General features: G+C 39.4%; 16 protein-coding genes. 15 read left to right on the top strand and 1 reads right to left on the bottom strand.

All coding sequences use genetic code 11. The features are described 5' to 3' along the window. The first annotated feature begins 90 nt into the window (after window positions 1-90). A complete protein-coding gene (gene hpf, locus AKA01nite_RS00505; protein ID WP_146922715.1) occupies window positions 91-660 on the top strand; it encodes a ribosome hibernation-promoting factor, HPF/YfiA family in 570 nt (189 codons plus the stop codon). 378 nt (window positions 661-1038) lie between these two features. On the opposite strand, the gene AKA01nite_RS00500 is transcribed toward hpf, so the two are convergent. Then, the gene (locus AKA01nite_RS00500; protein ID WP_146922713.1) at window positions 1039-1659 is read right to left on the bottom strand and encodes a histidine phosphatase family protein; all 621 of its coding nucleotides are present in this window, start codon (window positions 1657-1659) and stop codon (window positions 1039-1041) included. A 213-nt stretch (window positions 1660-1872) separates the two neighbouring features. Here AKA01nite_RS00500 and secA point away from each other — a divergent pair, with 213 nt between their 5' ends. The 14 genes from secA to trxB all read left to right on the top strand — a co-directional run bounded on the left by secA (window position 1873) and on the right by trxB (window position 19959). Then, entirely contained in the window at window positions 1873-4335 is a 2463-nt protein-coding gene (secA, locus tag AKA01nite_RS00495; protein ID WP_146922711.1) for a preprotein translocase subunit SecA, read from the top strand. A gap of 70 nt (window positions 4336-4405) precedes the next feature. Continuing rightward, window positions 4406-5510 (top strand): peptide chain release factor 2 gene (prfB, locus tag AKA01nite_RS00490; protein WP_146922709.1). Its coding sequence is split into 2 segments (ribosomal slippage): window positions 4406-4468 and window positions 4470-5510, totalling 1104 coding nucleotides; the frame shifts between segments, so codons are not numbered across the junction. 1012 nt (window positions 5511-6522) lie between these two features. Then, complete coding sequence (ftsE, locus tag AKA01nite_RS00485) at window positions 6523-7209, top strand: cell division ATP-binding protein FtsE (protein WP_146922707.1); 687 nt, start codon at window positions 6523-6525, stop codon at window positions 7207-7209. Continuing rightward, window positions 7199-8089, top strand: a complete 891-nt coding sequence (gene ftsX / locus AKA01nite_RS00480) for a permease-like cell division protein FtsX (protein WP_146922705.1) — start codon at window positions 7199-7201, stop codon at window positions 8087-8089. The genes ftsE and ftsX overlap by 11 nt, the downstream gene beginning before the upstream one ends. Before the next feature lie 210 nt (window positions 8090-8299). Beyond that, window positions 8300-9496 (top strand): PDZ domain-containing protein, encoded by a 1197-nt coding sequence (locus AKA01nite_RS00475; RefSeq protein ID WP_146922703.1) that lies wholly within the window; start codon window positions 8300-8302, stop codon window positions 9494-9496. A 102-nt stretch (window positions 9497-9598) separates the two neighbouring features. Next, window positions 9599-10264 (top strand): HD domain-containing protein, encoded by a 666-nt coding sequence (locus AKA01nite_RS00470; protein WP_146922701.1) that lies wholly within the window; start codon window positions 9599-9601, stop codon window positions 10262-10264. Between the two features lie 144 nt (window positions 10265-10408). Continuing rightward, window positions 10409-13246 (top strand): excinuclease ABC subunit UvrA, encoded by a 2838-nt coding sequence (gene uvrA / locus AKA01nite_RS00465; RefSeq protein WP_146922699.1) that lies wholly within the window; start codon window positions 10409-10411, stop codon window positions 13244-13246. 150 nt (window positions 13247-13396) lie between these two features. Then, window positions 13397-15109 (top strand): daptomycin-sensing surface protein LiaX, encoded by a 1713-nt coding sequence (liaX, locus tag AKA01nite_RS00460; RefSeq protein ID WP_146922697.1) that lies wholly within the window; start codon window positions 13397-13399, stop codon window positions 15107-15109. Between the two features lie 10 nt (window positions 15110-15119). After that, window positions 15120-15413: a PspC domain-containing protein gene (locus tag AKA01nite_RS00455; protein WP_146922695.1), complete on the top strand. Its 294-nt coding sequence runs from the start codon at window positions 15120-15122 to the stop codon at window positions 15411-15413. A gap of 3 nt (window positions 15414-15416) precedes the next feature. Beyond that, window positions 15417-15752 (top strand): phage holin family protein, encoded by a 336-nt coding sequence (locus AKA01nite_RS00450; protein WP_146922693.1) that lies wholly within the window; start codon window positions 15417-15419, stop codon window positions 15750-15752. A gap of 161 nt (window positions 15753-15913) precedes the next feature. After that, window positions 15914-16852, top strand: a complete 939-nt coding sequence (gene hprK, locus AKA01nite_RS00445) for an HPr(Ser) kinase/phosphatase (RefSeq protein WP_146922692.1) — start codon at window positions 15914-15916, stop codon at window positions 16850-16852. 15 nt (window positions 16853-16867) lie between these two features. Then, window positions 16868-17743: a prolipoprotein diacylglyceryl transferase gene (gene lgt, locus AKA01nite_RS00440; RefSeq protein WP_146922690.1), complete on the top strand. Its 876-nt coding sequence runs from the start codon at window positions 16868-16870 to the stop codon at window positions 17741-17743. 31 nt (window positions 17744-17774) lie between these two features. Then, the gene (locus AKA01nite_RS00435) at window positions 17775-18776 is read left to right on the top strand and encodes an NAD(P)H-dependent glycerol-3-phosphate dehydrogenase (protein ID WP_281282428.1); all 1002 of its coding nucleotides are present in this window, start codon (window positions 17775-17777) and stop codon (window positions 18774-18776) included. 229 nt (window positions 18777-19005) lie between these two features. Next, window positions 19006-19959 carry a thioredoxin-disulfide reductase gene (trxB, locus tag AKA01nite_RS00430; RefSeq protein WP_146922686.1) on the top strand — a complete coding sequence of 318 codons (954 nt, stop codon included), beginning with the start codon at window positions 19006-19008 and terminating at the stop codon, window positions 19957-19959. Window positions 19960-20029: the final 70 nt, after the last annotated feature.

Below are 20029 nucleotides of genomic sequence, written 5' to 3'. Positions count from 1 at the left end.
GAATTAAGCAATTGAAATAGAATTGCTTAATGGTGGTCTTGATTGCTGTTTTTAATTGAGACTATACTAGATTTGGAAGGGTGAAGGATTATGCTTAGATACAACGTTAGAGGAGAAAACATTGAGGTGACTCAAGCCATAAGAGAGTACGTAGAAAAGAAAGTAGGAAAAATCGAGAAATATTTTAATGATGTGCCAGAAGCCAATGCACACGTTAATTTGAAAACATACTCTGACAAAACGGCAAAAGTAGAGGTCACTATTCCACTGCCTTACGTGGTGTTGCGCGCAGAGGAAACTTCCCCAGATTTATACGGAAGCGTAGATTTAGTTGTCGATAAACTGGAGCGACAAATGAGAAAATATAAAACAAAAATAAATCGTAAAAACCGACGATCACAGGGTGTCGACGCACCTCAGCCAGTTGATAACGATCTATGGGCTGATTTGAACGTCGAAGATGATGAAGAAGAAGATTTGAGTGCAGCGATCGTCAGAACAAAACGTTTGAGTCTGAAACCTATGGATGCCGAAGAGGCCGTCCTTCAGATGGATATGCTCGGGCACAACTTCTTTATCTTTGAAGATGCAGATACAAATGGAACAAGCATTGTCTACAAACGTAACGATGGAAAATACGGACTGATCGAAACAGACTAGTTCGTCAAATCCAGCGCCATTATAATTAAAGCTAAATAAAGAGGGCGGGATGTTTATCCCGCTCTCTTTTCGTTCTTTATATAGTTAATCAAATGATTCTTAAGATAGTATTGCGACATGTTCAACAGTGCTTATTCATTTGAAGTAGTTACAAAACCCGTTTAGAGACAAGTTGCATCTGAAAATCTTCAAAAAGTCGTCACACAAGGCATTTAGAAATGGATTCACATCAAAATTTCCCAGGAAGTATCCACAACACCCTTTCAACAACCCGTAATTATCAAACACTCCCGAACAACAGCTCCAAAAGTGATCCAATCACTAGAGGTAACAAAACTTGTCTATTAAAAAGTTATTTCAAAGTAATCAATTCACTTTTTACAGGTGCTCCGTGCCGTTCCATTTTTCCAGAGTGAAGTGGTGGCCGTCATAATTTAAGACGGTGATGCTTGTGTTATCCAAAGACGGATACGAACGGTATTCTTCCACACCTTTTCCCAATAAGGACAGAACAGTACACATAATCAGAATACTGTGACCCACAAAAAGGATGTCTCCTTCTGGATATTGGCTGACGGCATCCATGATCGTTTGTCTGCCTCGACTTGTCAGCTCTTCGTAGGTCTCGCCCTTGATATTTTTTGGATCATATAACTCAGGGTGGTGCGTTAGATATTTAAAGAGAGTAGGGTAGCGTTTCTCCACATCTGCAATAAGCTGACCTTCCCAGTCACCGTAGAACATTTCCTTGAACCCTTCAGCGATGTCTACGGTATAGGGAGAAGTGAATTCCTTCGTGATCTCTTCGGCAGTCTTTACAGCACGCTCCTGAGGACTGACGATCACATGCTGGATGTGTTTATTATTCAAATATCTACCTGTTTTACCGGCATCTATCAAACTTTGTTCAAGCAAGGGGGAATCGATCTCTCCACCTTGAATATACTTTCCCAGATTCAATTCAGTTTTTCCGTGTCGGACAAAAAATAAGCGTTGCATTACTGTTCACCTCGATAATATTATGAGTCAATCTTAACACATTAGCGCTTTTTAGTGTAAGCCTTTTCTTATATTTCGATCAGAAGGACTTGATTCCAATATATATGTATTGCGAGGCCTTTTATTTGACCTTTAATAATGGTATGATAGGACAGTATGAGAAGTTCAAAAAGTATCGTAATAGAAAAGAAACGATAGAGGAGATTTACATTCATGGCTCATTTATTAAAAAGAATATTTGAAAATGACAACAAAGTCCTTAAAAGATATGGAAAAATTGCTGATCAAATCGAAGCTCTAAGCAGTTCAATGGAAGCTTTAACAGATGAACAGTTAAAAGCAAAAACAGAAGAATTTAAAAGCCGGTATGCTAAAGGTGAAAAACTTGATGATATGCTGATTGAGGCGTTTGCGACAATCAGAGAAGCGGCTCGCCGGGTTCTGGGACTTTATCCGTTTAGAGTTCAGTTGATGGGTGGCGTCTCATTACACGAAGGAAACATTTCCGAGATGAAAACAGGTGAAGGTAAAACGTTGACAGCTACCATGCCTGTTTATTTAAACGCGATAGCAGGAGAAGGTGTACATGTCGTTACAGTAAACGACTATCTGGCTACACGTGACGCCGAAGAGATGGGTGAGCTGTACCGATGGATGGGCTTGACGGTCGGATTGAACCTCAACTCAAAAACGTCTGCTGAAAAAAGAGAAGCCTACCTCTGCGATATTACCTATTCGACGAACAATGAACTAGGCTTTGATTATCTGAGAGATAACATGGTGGTTTATAAAGAACAAATGGTGCAGCGTCCTTTGAATTTTGCTATTTTGGACGAAGTCGATTCCATCCTTATCGATGAAGCCCGTACACCTCTGATAATTTCAGGCCAAGCGAATAAATCCACATCATTCTATACACGATGTGACTTTTTTGTAAAAGGACTGAAAGAGGAAGAAGATTACACGATAGATTTACAAGCTAAATCTATCTCTTTGACTGAAGAAGGTATCGAAAAAGCTGAAAGCACATTCCATGTGAAAAATTTATACGATATCGAAAACCAGGCCCTCGTGCATCACTTGGATCAGGCTTTAAGAGCTAATTACATTATGCTTTTAGATATCGATTATGTGGTGGATGATAACGCGGTTAAAATCGTTGATCAGTTTACCGGACGTATCATGGAAGGCCGTCGTTATTCTGATGGTCTGCATCAGGCTATTGAAGCAAAAGAAAATGTCGAGATTCAAAAAGAATCCAAAACGATGGCGACGATTACTTTCCAGAACTATTTCCGCATGTACAAAAAACTGTCAGGAATGACTGGTACAGCGAAAACGGAAGAAGAAGAGTTCAGGGAAATCTACAATATGAATGTTATAGCTATTCCAACGAACAGACCTCTGATTCGTGATGATCGCGATGATCTGCTTTATCCTACACTGGAAAGCAAATTCAAAGCTGTCGTAGCTGATATCAAAGAGCGACATGCCAAAGGGCAACCGATCCTTGTAGGGACTGTAGCTGTCGAAACTTCTGAGCTGATCAGTGATTTGCTGAAAAAAGAAGGCATCCCTCATGAAGTATTGAATGCTAAAAACAATTTCCGTGAAGCTGAAATTGTTATCAATGCCGGTCAACCCGGAGCAGTAACGATCGCTACGAACATGGCCGGTCGTGGTACAGATATTAAGTTAGGCCCTGGTGTAAAAGAGCTGGGCGGGTTATCTGTTATCGGAACAGAACGACATGAATCAAGACGTATCGACAACCAGCTGAGAGGACGTGCCGGTCGTCAGGGAGACCCCGGTGTTTCTCAGTTCTATCTATCACTTGAAGATGACCTGATGAAACGTTTTGGTTCTGAACGTATTCGAATGGTTCTTGAACAGTTAAAAATCGCTGAAGATAACGCGGTGATTCAAAGTCGAATGATCAGCCGTCAAGTGGAGTCTGCTCAAAAACGTGTGGAAGGTAACAACTACGATACCCGCCGAAACGTTTTAAAATATGACGATGTCATGCGGGAACAGCGCGAAGTCATTTACTCACAGCGTCAGGAAGTTATTATGGAAAATGAGTCATTAAACTATGCGACTGTTCCTATGATCAAGCGTACAATTCAGCGTTATGTACAGTTGAATACGCAAGAGGAAGATTCATCTAAATGGAATCTGGATCACATAGAAGACTTTGCCCATTCAACTCTTATTCATCCAGAAGAACTGAGTGTAGAAGACCTTAAAGGCAAGTCTGCTGATCAAATCGAAAAACTGCTTGTTGATCTGGCATTAGCGCATTATGAAGAAAAAACATCTCAGTTGAATGGTAAAGAGCAAGTGCTAGAGTTTGAAAAAGTTGTTGTCTTGCGCGTCGTAGACAGAAAATGGACAGACCATATCGACCAGATGGATCAGTTGAGACAAGGGATCGGGTTGCGTTCTTATGGTCAGTTCAATCCGCTGACAGAATATCAGCAAGAAGGATTCACATTGTTTGAAGAAATGATCGGTGAAATTGAATATGAAGTCACTCGTCTGTTGATGAAATCCCAGATTAGACAAAACCTTGAGCGAGAACAGGCTAAACCAAGCAGCGACAAAAAACAAGTCCGCCGAAAGTCAGAAAAAACAAATCGTTCCAATGATGAAAAAGTAAAAACACGTTTAGGGTAAGAATTGAGCGAAAGGAACGGATGCTGATCCGTTCCTTTCATTCCATATAATCGATAAATGGAGGCAAATTATGGAAATAAGTGAAATGACGAGTAAATTAAATGAAGCAAGAACCAATGTCGAAAACTTCAGGGGGTCTCTTTGACTTAGAAAAACTGGAAACAGATATAGCTGAATTCGATCATATGATGGCCGATCCCAGTTTTTGGGATAATCAGGAAAAAGCTCAAAATATAATAAAAGAAGCCAATGAAAAGAAAGAAGTCACCCAGACCTTCAGTAAAATGGAAGAAATGATCGAAGAGACAAGTATTTTGCTGGACATGCTGAAAGAAGAAGAGGACGAGGATATTCGCGCTGAAATCGAATCGAATCTGACCGAACTTGATCAAATAGTCAATCAATTCGAACTGGATATGCTATTGAGTGATCCTTATGATAAAAACAATGCTATCATGGAACTGCACCCGGGAGCTGGCGGAACGGAATCGCAGGATTGGGGCGAAATGCTCTATCGTATGTATACACGGTGGGTCGAGAAAAAAGGTTTTACCTACAAAGTTTTAGATTATCAAAGTGGAGATGAAGCTGGAATCAAAAGTGTAACTATCCTAGTTTCCGGAACAAATGCTTATGGTCTGTTGAAAGCAGAAAAAGGGGTTCACCGGCTTGTGCGTATTTCTCCATTTGATTCGAGTGGAAGACGACATACTTCCTTTGTTTCGATCGATGTGATCCCTGAAATAAGTGATGATATCGATATTGAAATAAATCCCGATGACATTCGCGTCGATACATTTAGAGCAAGCGGTGCTGGTGGACAGCATGTCAATAAAACAGATTCTGCTGTACGAATCACGCATAAAGAAACGGGGTTCGTCACCTCCAGTCAGGCGGGACGTTCCCAAATGGCAAACAAAGAGCAGGCAATGAACATGATGAAAGCCAAACTCTATCAGAAGGAAATGGAAGAGAAAGAACAGGAGATGGCTGAGATAAGGGGCGAGCAGAAAGAAATCGGCTGGGGCTCCCAAATCAGATCCTACGTCTTCCATCCGTATTCCATGGTCAAGGATCACCGTACAGATACAGAGACAGGCAATGTGGATGCCGTAATGGACGGGGATATCGATCCATTCATCGATGCGTATCTAAGATCGACAATGAAGAAGTAGTTATCGAAATAGTTCAAAGTAAAATCTGAAGTAATGTCTCTAACTCACTGGCTCTCCAGCATCGAAGCTCAAAGGATGGAATAAGCTTATTAATACAAGCTATCATAAAATGTACAAATAGATCGGGACAAACTATAGTGACATCAAAAAGTTAAACTTTTTAACAGAGTAGGATTATTTACTCTGTTTTTTTATACGCTTTGTTTTAAAGAACTCTCTACTCAAATATATATTGGAACAGCCTTTGATAATCAAGTCGCAAAAACATATCACAAAACGGATATTGGCACACCTTTTTGGGGCTAAGTAACTAAAACATGTCGCTAAACGGATATTGGCGCACCTTTTTGGGGCTAAGCAACTAAAACATGTCGCTAAATGGATATTGGCGCATCTTTTTGGGACTAAGCAACTAAAACATGTCACAAAACGGATATTGGCGCATCTTTTTGGGACTAAGTAACTAAAACATGTCGCTAAATGGATATTGGAACACCTTTTTGGAAACCAAACCGCAAAAACATGTCGCAATAATTTCTATTAGCACGAAACTTCTGGAACAAATAACAAACTAGATAAGTCGACAGAGGGAACTGTAATTACAAACAAGTATGAAAATTGAGAATACCGACGTCCAACTCAGTGTTGATTCGAACTCATAATTTGTCACATTTTAGCCATAGTCAAAAGGGAATGTAAAGAGGTCTGTAACATTAAATACGTGACTTTAAATCTCTTTATTTTTATGAAACTAGAATATCAAGGAGGCTCTATAGCCTGTCATATTAACAAATATAATCTTATAGAGAGACTGATCAAGATTTATCTATATAGTAATATGAAGCCTGAAAATAAGATTAAGTCTTTTTCTTTGAAACAAGATTGTAATTTTATTAAAACAGACATCTGCTTAAATGATGCTATAATAAATAAGGTTACAAAAAGCAAGTGAAATGCTCATGTTCGCTTACCAGAACGAATAACAATAATGAATAGATAGGTGATATATTAAATGATAGAGATGAAAAATGTCTATAAAAAATATCCTAACGGCATCACAGCTATCAACGGATTAGATGTGACGATCGAACAAGGTGAATTTGTTTACGTGGTCGGGCCAAGTGGTGCAGGTAAGTCAACCTTTATAAAGATGATTTATCGTGAAGAAATAGCAACTAAAGGGACCGTCAAAGTTGGCGAATTTGATCTGATGAATCTGAAAAACAAAAAAATACCGTTTCTCAGAAGACATGTCGGCGTTGTTTTCCAGGACTTTAAATTACTCCCCCGTCTGACTGTATACGAAAATGTTGCGTATGCCATGCAAGTTGTAAATAAAAATCCAAAACAAATAGAAAAAAGAACTTTGGAAGTTTTAGATATGGTCGGATTGAAGCACAAAGTTCGTATGTTCCCAAACGAACTATCAGGTGGGGAACAGCAGCGTGTAGCAATAGCCAGAGCTATCGCCAATATGCCGCGCGTATTGATCGCAGATGAGCCTACAGGGAACTTGGATCCTGAGACAGCTGAAGGTATTATGGACCTGCTTGAAGAAATCAATAGCCATGGAACGACGATAATCATGGCGACACACAACAGCGAAATCGTTAACCGCGTGAGACATCGTGTGTTAGCTGTTGAAAATGGACGCATAGCCCGTGACCAGGAAAGAGGGGAGTACGGTTATGAAAATTAGAACAATTGGAAGACACTTTAAAGAGTCATTTAAAAGTATCGTTCGTAATGGCTGGATGACTTTTGCAGCTGTCAGTGCTGTAGCCATTACTTTACTGCTGGTAGGCAGTCTGATCGCTTTGTTGATGAACGTGAACAAACTGGCTTCAGATGTTGAAGAAGATGTGAGCGTGAGGGTTTATGTTGCGACAGGTTCAGAAGAAGCAGAAAGAGAAGCGCTTAGAAGTGACCTTGAAGCAATCGAAAACGTTGAAGACATAGAATTTAGAAGCAGAGAAAAAGAGCTTGATGATGTTATGGGAAGCTACGGTGAAGAATTCGGTTTATTTGAAGGAGACGACAATCCTTTGCATGACGTTTTTGTTCTGAATACGACTGAGCCTCAATTTACATCAGAAGTAGCAGCGGAAGCAGAAGAAATCGGACCGGTAGTGGATGATGTCAATTACGGTGGAGCAGAGGCTGATCGGTTATTTGAAATCATGGACACCGTCCGTAACATTGGTGCAGTCATTATCATTGCGCTTATCTTTACGGCGATATTTTTGATTTCCAACACGATCAGAATTACAATCTTTTCGAGAAGAACAGAAATCGAAATCATGAAACTGGTAGGTGCGACCAATTGGTTCATCAGGTGGCCATTCCTTATAGAAGGAGCTCTGATAGGATTTGTCGGCGCATTGATCCCGGTATCGATTATTTCTTATATTTATCTCAGCGGGTTCGACACGATAATGAATTTCTTGTCCGGCACATATTTCAGTCTGCTCCCACCTAACCCATTCCTGATTCAGCTTATAGCGCTGCTTCTTGCAATTGGTGTTGTGATTGGAAGTATTGGATCAGCATTGTCGATAAGGAAGTTTCTGAAAGTTTAATTGAGACAACCTAAATAAGTTGAGAAAAAGAAATGTAATATATTTGCAAGTTGCATAGTATATTGGTGCTAAATCAAATATATAAAAGCGTTTAGTAGTTCTTAATGTGAACCGAACTGTTCACATTAAGGGCTATTTTTGTCTAAATAAAGTAAGTTGAGCTTTTGTATGATAAAATAAAGAAAATACAGAATTTAAAGGATGAATATTATGACACTATTCCAGAATGCAGCACTTGCGCTTTTATTATTTGTATTGCAGCCCACGTTTATTTTAGGTATCGTTTTAACATTCTTATCTAAAAGCAGACGATTCAAGTATTCAAGAAATCAGTTACGGACAGTCATTTACAAAGAAAATTATGAAATCAAACGTTTGCTTACATGGGGACTTATACCAGGGGCCGTTCTCTCAATACTGTCTATTTTTATAGGGATGCCGGTTACTATCGACTGGATAATCATCTATCAAATCACTACTCTTTTACTTTTGGGATTGGGGTACCGATTTATTCATCCGATATTTACTTTCAGTGTTTCCGGACTAGTTATGGTGTTATTGAACATGTTTGTGACTGATACATCTTTGTTTGGAGAAATTTTAGAACAGTGGAACAGTCCCATCGTCAGCCAGACGGCAATGACTGATAAAAGCAGCCAGGTCGTTTATCTATTAGCTTTACTTATACTGATAAGTACAATTGGAGTACTATATAAACAAAGTCTAAATAAATATGTACCAAGATTTTTGAAAACAAAAAGAGGGAAACTCGTTGCCCGCTTCCGGATGACACCTTTATGGCTAGTCCCTTTAGCGGTGGTAGTACCAGGAGACACGATGACTGCTCTATTTGAGTGGTGGCCTGTTTTTTCTATCGGCAATGATACTTATTCCTTTTTACTGCTTCCCGTATTAATAGGTTTCAGATACACCGTACAAGCGCAAATGCCGGCATCAGCAAAAAAAGCTATTATAAAAGATTTTATCATTCTGGCTATAGTGAATGGGATCGTTTTTGGTCTGACATTTTATATCGAAGCTTTAAGCACAATAGGGCTGGTCATTCTTTTAGCTGGAGGAATTTATGTTTTATATAGACATAGACAAAGAGAAAGAAAATGGGCCTTTAAATTCGGACCCGACCAGGATGGCCTGCGCGTCGTTGCTGTCAGACCCAATAGTCCTGCAGACAGGATGGCTATCGAAGTAGGAGATGTTCTTGTGGAATCTAATCAGCATTCTTTAAGTATAATTGAAGATTTGACCGAATCATTATTTGATAACCGTTCATACAGTAAACTTAAAATAAAACGCATCGATGGAGAACTCGTTATGACAGAAACACCTATCTATGAAGAAGACGCTCATGATCTGGGCTTGGTTTTACTGGAAGAAATATCTTATTAGATTAAAGTAGACTGGATATTTAATTTCTTGAAAACTAAAAAGTGGAAACACTGGGCATAATTTGATACTATGGAGTGACTTTACCAAAAAGGAGAGAAAATGATGGGTATCCATGAGTATTTCAAAAGTTTAAGTGATTTAGAGAAGATATACCGCTGTCCTGGAAAATTCAAATACGAAGAACACTCAGTAGCAGAGCATTCGTTCAAAGTAACAAAAATTGCCCAATTTCTAGGCACTGTTGAAGAAAACAGAGGCAACAAGATAAACTGGAAAGCACTCTATGAAAAAGCGTTAAACCACGACTATGCTGAAATATTTATTGGAGATATAAAAACACCTGTGAAGTATGCTGATCCCGATTTAAGAGGCCGTCTCGCTCATGTTGAGGAATCAATGACCCATCACTTTATCCAGCAAGAGTTCCCAGAAGAATTTCAGGCAATCTATCACGAACGTCTGAAAGAAGGAAAAGATGAATCGATGGAAGGTAAAATATTGTCAGTAGCGGATAAAGTAGACCTTTTATACGAATCATTCGGCGAAATCCAAAAAGGAAATCCGGAACCCTTGTTTAATGAAATCTATCAGGAGTCACTGGATACTATCCTGGAATTCAAAGAATTGAAGAGCGTACAGTATTTTTTAACAGAGATTCTGCCTGACTTAATTAGAGGAGAATTTACGAATCAATCTGAATTGGAAAAAATAACCCATAATATCCTGAATAATCACAAGATAGAACAGACATTCGCCATAGATGAATAAATATGGTAAAATAGTTTAGAGATAGAGAGAAAAGAGGGACAACTTTTTTTCTCTCTTTTAACAACTTATTAAACATTAAAGGCAATAAAATAATTCAAGAAATATAAACCAAAAAACAATTATTAATCAAGATAGGATGAAAGTATGGCTAATGACAAAATTGAGGTACGTGGTGCACGTTCTCATAATTTAAAAAATATTGATATTACAATCCCACGAGATAAATTAGTTGTCATGACAGGATTGTCTGGTTCAGGAAAAAGTTCTCTGGCATTCGACACTCTTTATGCTGAAGGACAAAGACGGTATGTCGAATCGCTGTCTTCTTACGCGAGACAGTTTTTGGGACAAATGGACAAACCGGATGTGGACAGTATTGAAGGATTAAGTCCTGCAATTTCGATCGATCAGAAAACCACCAGCAACAACCCACGCTCAACCGTCGGGACGGTAACGGAGATCAATGATTTCTTGAGATTGATGTATGCGAGAATAGGCACTCCGATTTGTCCGAACGATGGAACAGAAATAAAAAGTCAGTCGATCGAACAGATGGTCGACCGGATACTGGAATATCCCGATCGCACACGACTTCAGGTTCTGGCTCCTGTTATTAAAGAGAAAAAAGGACAGCACAAAAAGGTACTGGAAAGAATAAAAAGCGAAGGATATGTTAGACTACGTATCGATGGAGAGCTCGTTGATATCGATCAGGAAATTGAATTAGATAAGAACATCAATCATTCCATCGATGTGATCGTAGACCGAATCGCTTTAAAAGAGGGAATCCGTGCGCGTTTGTTTGATTCTTTTGAAGCGGCATTAAAACTTGGTGAAGGTTACGTTATAGCAGATATCATCGGTGGTGAAGAAGTGCTTTTCAGTGAGCACTACGCCTGTCCGGTGTGTGGATTCACTTTGCCGCCGCTGGAGCCGCGGTTATTCTCGTTCAATGCTCCTTTTGGCGCTTGCCCTGAATGCGATGGCTTAGGTACGAAGCTCGAAGTGGACATCGATCTGGTCATCCCCGATAAGTCTCTGTCTTTGAAAGACGGCGCTTTACTCCCGTGGCAACCCATTAGCTCGGACTACTACCCTCAAATGCTCTCTCAAGCTTGTGAAGCCTTCGGAATCGATATGACTGTTCCCTTTAAAAAATTACCTAAAAAACAACAGAATATTGTTTTGTATGGATCAAAAAAGAAAAAATTTCATTTTCATTATAAAAATGACTATGGCAGTGTAAGAGATACCATGATTCCTTTTGAAGGGGTCATTCACAACGTTAAACGAAGATATCACGAAACCAACAGTGATTACACCCGCAGAACGATGCAGCAGTATATGACTGAACTGGAGTGCCCGGTCTGCCATGGCAAACGTTTAAACCGGGAAGCCTTGTCCGTCAAAATCGAAGGACGGGATCTTGGGGAAGTGAATCAGCTTTCTATTGAAAATGCAAAAGAGTTCTTTGAAACACTGGATTTGTCAGCAAACGACACAGCGATAGCTAAACCAATCAGAAAAGAAATAAATGACCGGCTATCCTTTTTAAGAAACGTTGGTTTAGATTATTTAACTCTAAACCGTAAAGCAGGAACGTTATCCGGCGGCGAAGCGCAGCGGATCCGACTGGCGACTCAAATCGGGTCCAATCTCTCGGGCGTTTTATATATACTCGATGAACCCTCAATCGGACTGCACCAGAGAGATAATAACCGTCTGATAGACTCACTCAAGAAAATGAGAGATTTAGGGAACACACTGATCGTAGTCGAGCATGATGAAGATACCATGCGTGCAGCCGATTATATTGTGGATATTGGGCCAGGCGCTGGAGAAAAAGGTGGAGAAGTCGTAGCTGTAGGTTCCCCAGCTGAAATTGCATCTGCGCCTCAGTCCATTACAGGAGCGTATCTTTCAGGGGAAAAAGAAATTCCTATACCAGACGAAAGACGTACCAGCAATGAAGGATATATTAAAATCAAAGGGGCAGAAGAAAACAATCTAAAGAATATTGATGTCGATTTTCCGCTTGGTAAATTTATTGCGGTTACAGGTGTGTCTGGTTCCGGCAAAAGTTCTTTAGTGAATGAGATCCTGCATAAAGCACTCGCAAGAGAAGTAGGGAAATCCAAAAAGCGTCCAGGTAAATTCAAGACCATCGAAGGATATGAGCAGCTGGAAAAAGTCATCGATATCGATCAGAGCCCTATTGGCCGTACACCTCGAAGTAACCCTGCGACCTATACCAGCGTGTTTGATGATATACGTGACTTGTTTGCTAAAACGAATGAAGCAAAAATGCGAGGCTATAAAAAAGGCCGTTTCAGCTTCAACGTGAAAGGCGGAAGATGTGAAGCCTGCAAGGGGGATGGGATTTTGAAAATAGAAATGCATTTTCTTCCTGATGTTTATGTCCCGTGCGAAGTCTGTCATGGCACACGTTATAACTCTGAAACACTGGAAGTAAAATACAAAGGTAAAAATATAGCAGATGTACTGGAAATGACGATAGAAGAAGCGGTCAGCTTCTTTTCCAATGTTCCTAAAATCGCACGCAAGCTTCAAACGATCATTGATGTAGGGCTGGGGTATATGACACTTGGTCAACCGGCAACGACGTTATCTGGTGGAGAAGCCCAGCGGATGAAACTGGCGAGTGAACTGCACAAAAGACAAAACGGTCACAACTTTTATATTCTGGACGAACCAACGACTGGCTTGCACGCAGATGATATTGACAGGCTCTTGAAAGTACTTGACCGCCTGGTAGAAGCAGGCAATACTGTTCTTGTGATCGAGCATAATCTTGATGTGATAAAAGTAGCGGATCACGTCATAGATTTGGGACCTGAAGGTGGCGAAGGTGGGGGGACCGTCATAACGACAGGAACCCCTGAAGAAGTTGCAGCATGCGAAGAAAGCTATACTGGCTACTATTTAAATAAAATCCTTGAAAAGCACCAGACAAAAAAATGATGTGAACTCTGAATTCAACGAATACCGGATCGATAAATCAAAAAAATCAGTCGCAAGTCCTATGACATTAGTTGATAATTGCTGCATAATGAATATAGATGATAATTCATTATGCAGTGATCAGAAGAACGTTTATAGGAGGACTTTAAAATGAGTGAAAAAGAACGTATTATAGACTTGATGAAAAAAGGCATACTTTCAACTGAAGAAGGACTGGATCTTCTGGAAAATACGATCAGCAAAGAAGAAAGAAAAGTTGAAGAAGAAGAATTTACCAGTGAAAAAGAAACTGAGTCCAAAGTAGAATCTCATGGAAAGCAAGCCGAACAGAATAAGGACAATGCTGAAACGGAAATCGAAGAACTGGTCAAAGAAATAAACACTTATTCAGTCAAACTGGATACATTGGATCAGCAGCTTTTAGAAGTCGAATCAGAATTGAATGAAAAAAGAGCTCAATATGATCGTTTTGTGAAAGATAACGAGACAGACTCAAAGGAAAAGGAACAAGCTATACAAGAAGAAATATCTTTTGTTAAAAAAGAACTGGAACTGGTCAAACAGTTGGATGACGTCGATAATACAAATGAAATTTTATCACTTCGCAATAAAATCGATCAGTTATTCAAGCAGTTAGATCAAGTAGAACTCTCGAAAGAAGAACTGGAAAATGATGACCGCTTAAAAGAATTGAAAGACAGGATACATGTTCTTGAAGAAAAAAAGAACCAGTTGAAACAGGAGAAAGAAGAAACTGCTAAAGCATTGAACCGATCAAAAGTTAAACAATGGAAAATGAAAGCAAAACAAGCGACTGCTAAATTTGACATTCCTGAAGATTGGAAAAAAGAAGCGAATGAGGAGTTATCAAAAGCAGGAAAGAGAATCGAAGAAGCAGGCAAAGAAATGTCTTCATTGTTCAAAAAGAAGATAAATCAGGCCTCTGATAAAGATTTAAAAACGACTCTGCGCTCATCTGTCGACAGTGTTCTGGATAATTTTGACTGGAAGAATGTTAATTTGAAATTTCCTTCAATAGCTACTAAAAATTACAGCAAAGAGTGGACATTGAACGATTTTAAAGCGACGATCATCGATATCAAGGTAGCAAATGGGAAAATCTCAATAGAAAAAGGGGAACCTGAAACAGTATCGATAGCTGCAAAAGGGAAACTGTATGGAAAAATGAATGAGAATACACCAAAAGAATCATTTGAAGCGCGTAGCACAGTTACTGCTGATGAAGACAAGCTGCTTATTCACGTTCCCAATAAACGTGTGTATGTTGATTTGAAAATTACGTTGCCTGAAATCACGTATGACTATCTTTCAATTAATATGTTGAATGGGAAAATTGCAGTAAGTGATCTGTCGGTACAGGATATTTTTGTTAAATCAACAAATGGGTCGATCCTCTTCAATGGCTTGAAAGGGACGATGCTTGAGGCTAAAGGATCTAATGGTTCGATCACAGTAGAAAATGGTCAGCTTAAAGATCTACTTGCCAGCACTGTGAATGGTTCCCTGGCTTATGAAGGTGAAATCGAGAGTGCTAATCTCACTACAACTAACGGAGAAGTAAAAGTATCCCTTAAGAGTGATGCAGTGAAGCGACTTAGAGCATCAACTGTCAATGGAAATGTAAAATTGGCTATTCCTGATAATGTTACCATTGAAGGTAAAGCCAAAGCAACTTTTGGAGAAATAAAGAGCCGTTTAAGTAACGTTGAAATAGAAGAAAAATCTGAAAAAACAAAACGATTCAAAAGAATCAAAGAGGAAACATCGTTTGACTTTAATGTTTCTACTACAACTGGTAATGTGTTATTGAAAGATACGGAAAATTCATCAGAAAGGAAATGAGGGGTTATAAATGAAAAAACTGACGAAATCAAAAAATAATGAAGTGATATTTGGAGTTTTGGGTGGTTTAGGTGAATATTTCAATATCGATCCTGTCCTGCTCCGAGTCATCGTCGTTGTGGCTACGTTTATCGGCGTTGGATCAACGGTACCGATTTATCTGCTGCTGGCGCTTGTTATGCCCGATGGTGACCACGTTACTCGCAATAACAGTAAAGGATCTGCTTCTTTCAGCCAATATAATGAAAAACCTAAACGAAAAGAAGCAGAGAAAGTTGAAGAAGAGGATTGGAGTGACTTTTAATCAATGAAATGGTGGCAGCGTATTTTAGCTAATACATTGATTTTCCTGGCATTAGCGGGGTTCCTCGATGGCTTTATTATATCGTCCTGGCTGACGGCATTAATAGCTGCTGTTGTTTTTGGAATATTGAATGTCCTCGTGAAACCGATCCTTGTTATTTTATCCTTACCAATAACGATCATGACTCTGGGATTGTTTTATCTGATCATAAACGGCTTGATGTTATGGCTGACTGCCGCACTGGTCAGTGGTTTCGGATTCAGTTCATTTTTCCTTGCTTTAGTAGTAGCTGTAATCGTGTCGGCACTTAATGCTTATTTCAATAGTGCCAATATATAAAAAAGCTGAAACAAGCATTACTTGTAACTAAAGGTTTAAAGAAACAGAGTAGAATATTCTACTCTGTTTTTTCATGGCGTCTATTCAAAATTTCTATTATGACATTGTTAGATGTGATATGATGAAGGTATGCTTTTATCAATATACAAAGGAGATAATCAATGGTTGCTTCTGTTAAAATACGAGAATTGGTCGACTCCATGGATGATATTCGTGTCGTCGTTGGTGAAGAAAATCTCGACAGAGAAATTCTAGTTAGTGACTTGTCAAGACCGGCGCTGGAACTGACAGGGTATTTCAATTTTTATCCGGTAGATCGGGTACAGCTGTTAGGAAAAACTGAGTTATCATTTGCTGAAAAAATGACAAGCGATGAACGTTATATTGTCATGAAGCGTATGTGTCAAGCTGAAACACCTGCTTTTTTAGTCTCTAGAAATCAGGAACCGCCAAGAGAGCTTTTAAAAGCTGCAGAAGAAAAAGGAATACCTGTTCTTCTTTCAAAACGTTCTACTACACGTTTATCTTCCAACGTAACTAATTTTCTCGAAGAACGACTAGCTGAACGTATTTCTCAACATGGCGTACTCGTAGACATGTATGGCATGGGGGTTCTTATAATAGGTGACTCGGGGATAGGTAAATCTGAAACAGCTCTCGAACTCATTCAGAGGGGACATCGCTTAGTCGCAGATGACAGAGTCGAACTTTACATGATGGATGAAAGGCGCATCGTTGGAGAACCTCCTGAAATACTGAGAAACCTCATTGAAATAAGAGGGGTCGGAGTCATCGATGTCGTAAATCTATTTGGGGTCGGAGCTATACGTTTGAAAAAAAGAGTCGACCTTGTCATAAATCTTGAACATTGGGACCGCAACAAAAAATATGACCGACTAGGATATAATTTGGATAAAATGCAAATATTCAATGTCGATATTCCAAAACTATCTATTCCAGTAAGGGTCGGACGAAATTTATCGATTATTATAGAAATTGCCACAATGAACATCCGTGCTAAAGAGATGGGTTACGACGCTACAAAAACGTTTGAAAATAATCTGAATAATTTAATCAAGAAGAACACAGAGGAAGAATAGATGGGAGATTTATATATGCAGAATATGATCGGAAGTATTGACCCGGTTGCTTTTAATCTGGGGCCAATAGAAGTAGCCTGGTACGGCATCATCATAGTCACCGGGATGTTTTTAGCTGTTTGGCTCAGCATAAGAGAAGCAGATAAACTGGGGATCCGTGAAGATTTTATAGTAGATCTGGCTTTCTGGATGATACCGATGGGGCTGATCGGCGCAAGAATATATTATGTTTTATTCGAATTGCCAACGTATTTAGCTGACCCCATACGTATCTTTTTCATTTGGGAGGGCGGTATAGCGATATATGGCGGACTGATCCTGGGTTTCATCACAATGTACTGGTACAGCAGGAAAAATGATGTCCCTGTCTGGCTTTTAGTAGATATATTAGCGCCTCATGTGATGCTTGCCCAAGCTATTGGCCGCTGGGGAAACTTTATCAATCAGGAAGCACATGGAGGCGAAGTCAGTCGTCAATTTTTGGAGAACCTTCGATTGCCTGAATTTATTATTGAACAGATGAATATAGGAGGAACCTATTATCATCCTACATTTTTATATGAATCTGTATGGAACCTGGTTGGTTTTGTAGTGCTCATGTTATTAAGAGCTAAAAAAGATCTGATGTTGAGAGGCGAAATCTTTTTAGGTTATTTAGCCTGGTACGGCTTAGGACGCTTTTTCATTGAAGGAATGAGAACTGACAGTCTTTATATTGGAGATTTTCGTGTCTCCCAGGTCCTTTCTTTACTTCTGTTGATTACAAGCATCGGCTTGTTGATTTATAGACGTTTTTATGACTATCCTAAACCGCCTTATTATTCTGAAGGGATAAAACCAGAAAAGGAATTCCGTGAAAAAAAGAAAAAATATGATCAGAGAAAAAAATAATTGAAACATGGAAATACGAGGAGGGAAGAAATTGAGCAGTAAAATAGCTGTATTGGGTGCCGGATCATGGGGAAGTGCTTTAGCGAGCGTTTTAGTGGAAAACGGACACCAGGTCAATATCTGGACGAGAGAAGAATCTCAAAAAAATGAAATCAACACTAACCGTACGAACAAACGCTATTTAAAAGAATTTAAATTTCCGAAAGAAATCGTTGCAATGACTGATTTAAAGCAGGCTGTTTCAGGCGCGAATGCTATCCTTGTAGTTATACCAACGAGTGGCATACGTGAACTGGCAAAAGAGTTAAACAAGATAATCGATCGAAAATTGACGATCATCCATGCTTCTAAAGGATTAGAACAGCAAACACATAAACGCATTTCTGTTATATTAGAAGAAGAGTTGTCAGACGATCATACTGAAGGCATCGTTGCTTTATCTGGACCCAGCCACGCTGAAGAGGTCGTTAAGCGTGATTTAACTACGATCACTGCCGCATCATTGAACCAGACAAGTGCTCAGTACGTACAAGAACTATTCATAAATGATTATTTCAGAGTGTACACAAATACAGATATCATAGGTGTTGAGATCGGTGCAGCATTGAAGAATATCATTGCTATCGGAGCAGGTATCATTGCTGGACTTGGCTATGGTGATAATGCGAAAGCCGGGCTTGTCACTCGGGGACTTGCTGAAATCAGTCGTCTTGGTCTAGAGTTGGGAGCCGATCCTCTAACATTCATGGGTCTAAGTGGTGTGGGGGATCTCATTGTCACCTGCACGAGCCCTCACTCAAGAAACTGGAGAGCGGGCTATCAGTTAGGTGAAGGTAAAAAAATAGAATCAGTGCTTTCAAATATGGGAATGGTCGTAGAAGGAGTTTCGACTACACAGGCTGCCTTCGAACTGGCTGAAGAGCATGGTATAGAAATGCCGATAACTGAAGCGATATACGAAGTTTTGTATAATGATGCTGAAGTAAAATATGTACTGCGCAATCTCATGCAGCGTAAAGGTAAAGCAGAATAATTAAGGTTACTGTAGACGTATCCATTCAGACTAGAAAACGAGAATAAATGATCAGCAGAACATCTTCCTTTCATGGTAAACAGAACATTTAAGTGCTGTTGATTATGGAAGGATTTTATATGCTTGACAAAAAATTAAAATCTGGTAATATAAGAATGTCGAATGCTTACTAAAAGTAAGTAATTATTTCAAGAATAACAACTTAGTATTCAACGAAAGGAAAACTTAAATGAAAGATACAAATACTATTTATGACGTTATTATAATAGGTGCAGGGCCTGGCGGTTTAACAGCTGCTTTATACGCCTCACGTTCAAACTTAAAAACATTAATACTGGAAAAAGGCATACCGGGTGGTCAGTTGAACAATACGGCTGAAATAGAAAACTACTCAGGATTTAAAAGCATAACAGGACCAGATTTGTCAATGAAGATGCTGGAAGGTGCAACGCAATTTGGAGCCGAGCATGTATACGGCGATGTACTTGAAATCGTTGACCATGAAACAAAAAAAGAAGTCGTTACATCTGGTGAAACATATCAAGCTAGATCAGTTATTATCGCTACAGGTGCAGAACACAAAAAGTTGGGTGTTAAAGGCGAAGCTGAATTAAATGGTCGAGGAGTATCCTACTGTGCAGTTTGTGATGGTGCCTTCTTTAGAAACAAAGAAATCGTCGTTGTCGGCGGTGGCGATTCAGCTGTTGAAGAAGGTGCTTACCTGACCCAATTTGCTGATAAAGTGACGATCATTCACCGTCGCGATGAGCTTAGAGCACAAAAAATCCTCCAGAATCGTGCGTTTAAGAATGAAAAAATCGAATTTATTTGGGATTCAGTGGTCGAAGAAATCATCGGAGACGAAAGTGTCACAGGAGTACAAATAAAAAATGTCAAAAATGGTGAAATCGAAACTGTAAAAACGGATGGAGCGTTCATTTATATCGGACTGCTGCCTAATTCAGAAGCATTCAGATCCTTACCGATCACCGATGAAGAGGGTTGGATCGAAACAGATGCAAACATGATGACTCAAGTACCTGGTATTTTTGCTGTTGGAGATGTCAGAGACACTGTACTGAGACAAGTAGCAACTGCAGTTGGTGACGGATCAGTCGCTGGTAATGCAGCTTATCAGTATGTTGAAGAGTTGAAGGAACAGATTGAGAAACAAAACATTTAAATTAGAGAAAAAAGGGTTTGAGGTCGCTCTCAAGCTCTTTTTTTATATTCTACAATAAACCTGGCATCAG

The organism is Alkalibacterium kapii (assembly GCF_007988865.1).
GTDB classification, from domain to species: Bacteria; Bacillota; Bacilli; order Lactobacillales; family Carnobacteriaceae_A; genus Alkalibacterium; species Alkalibacterium kapii.
Note: the sequence above shows the minus strand (reverse complement) of the source record. Positions and strands in the feature narration are given on the sequence as shown.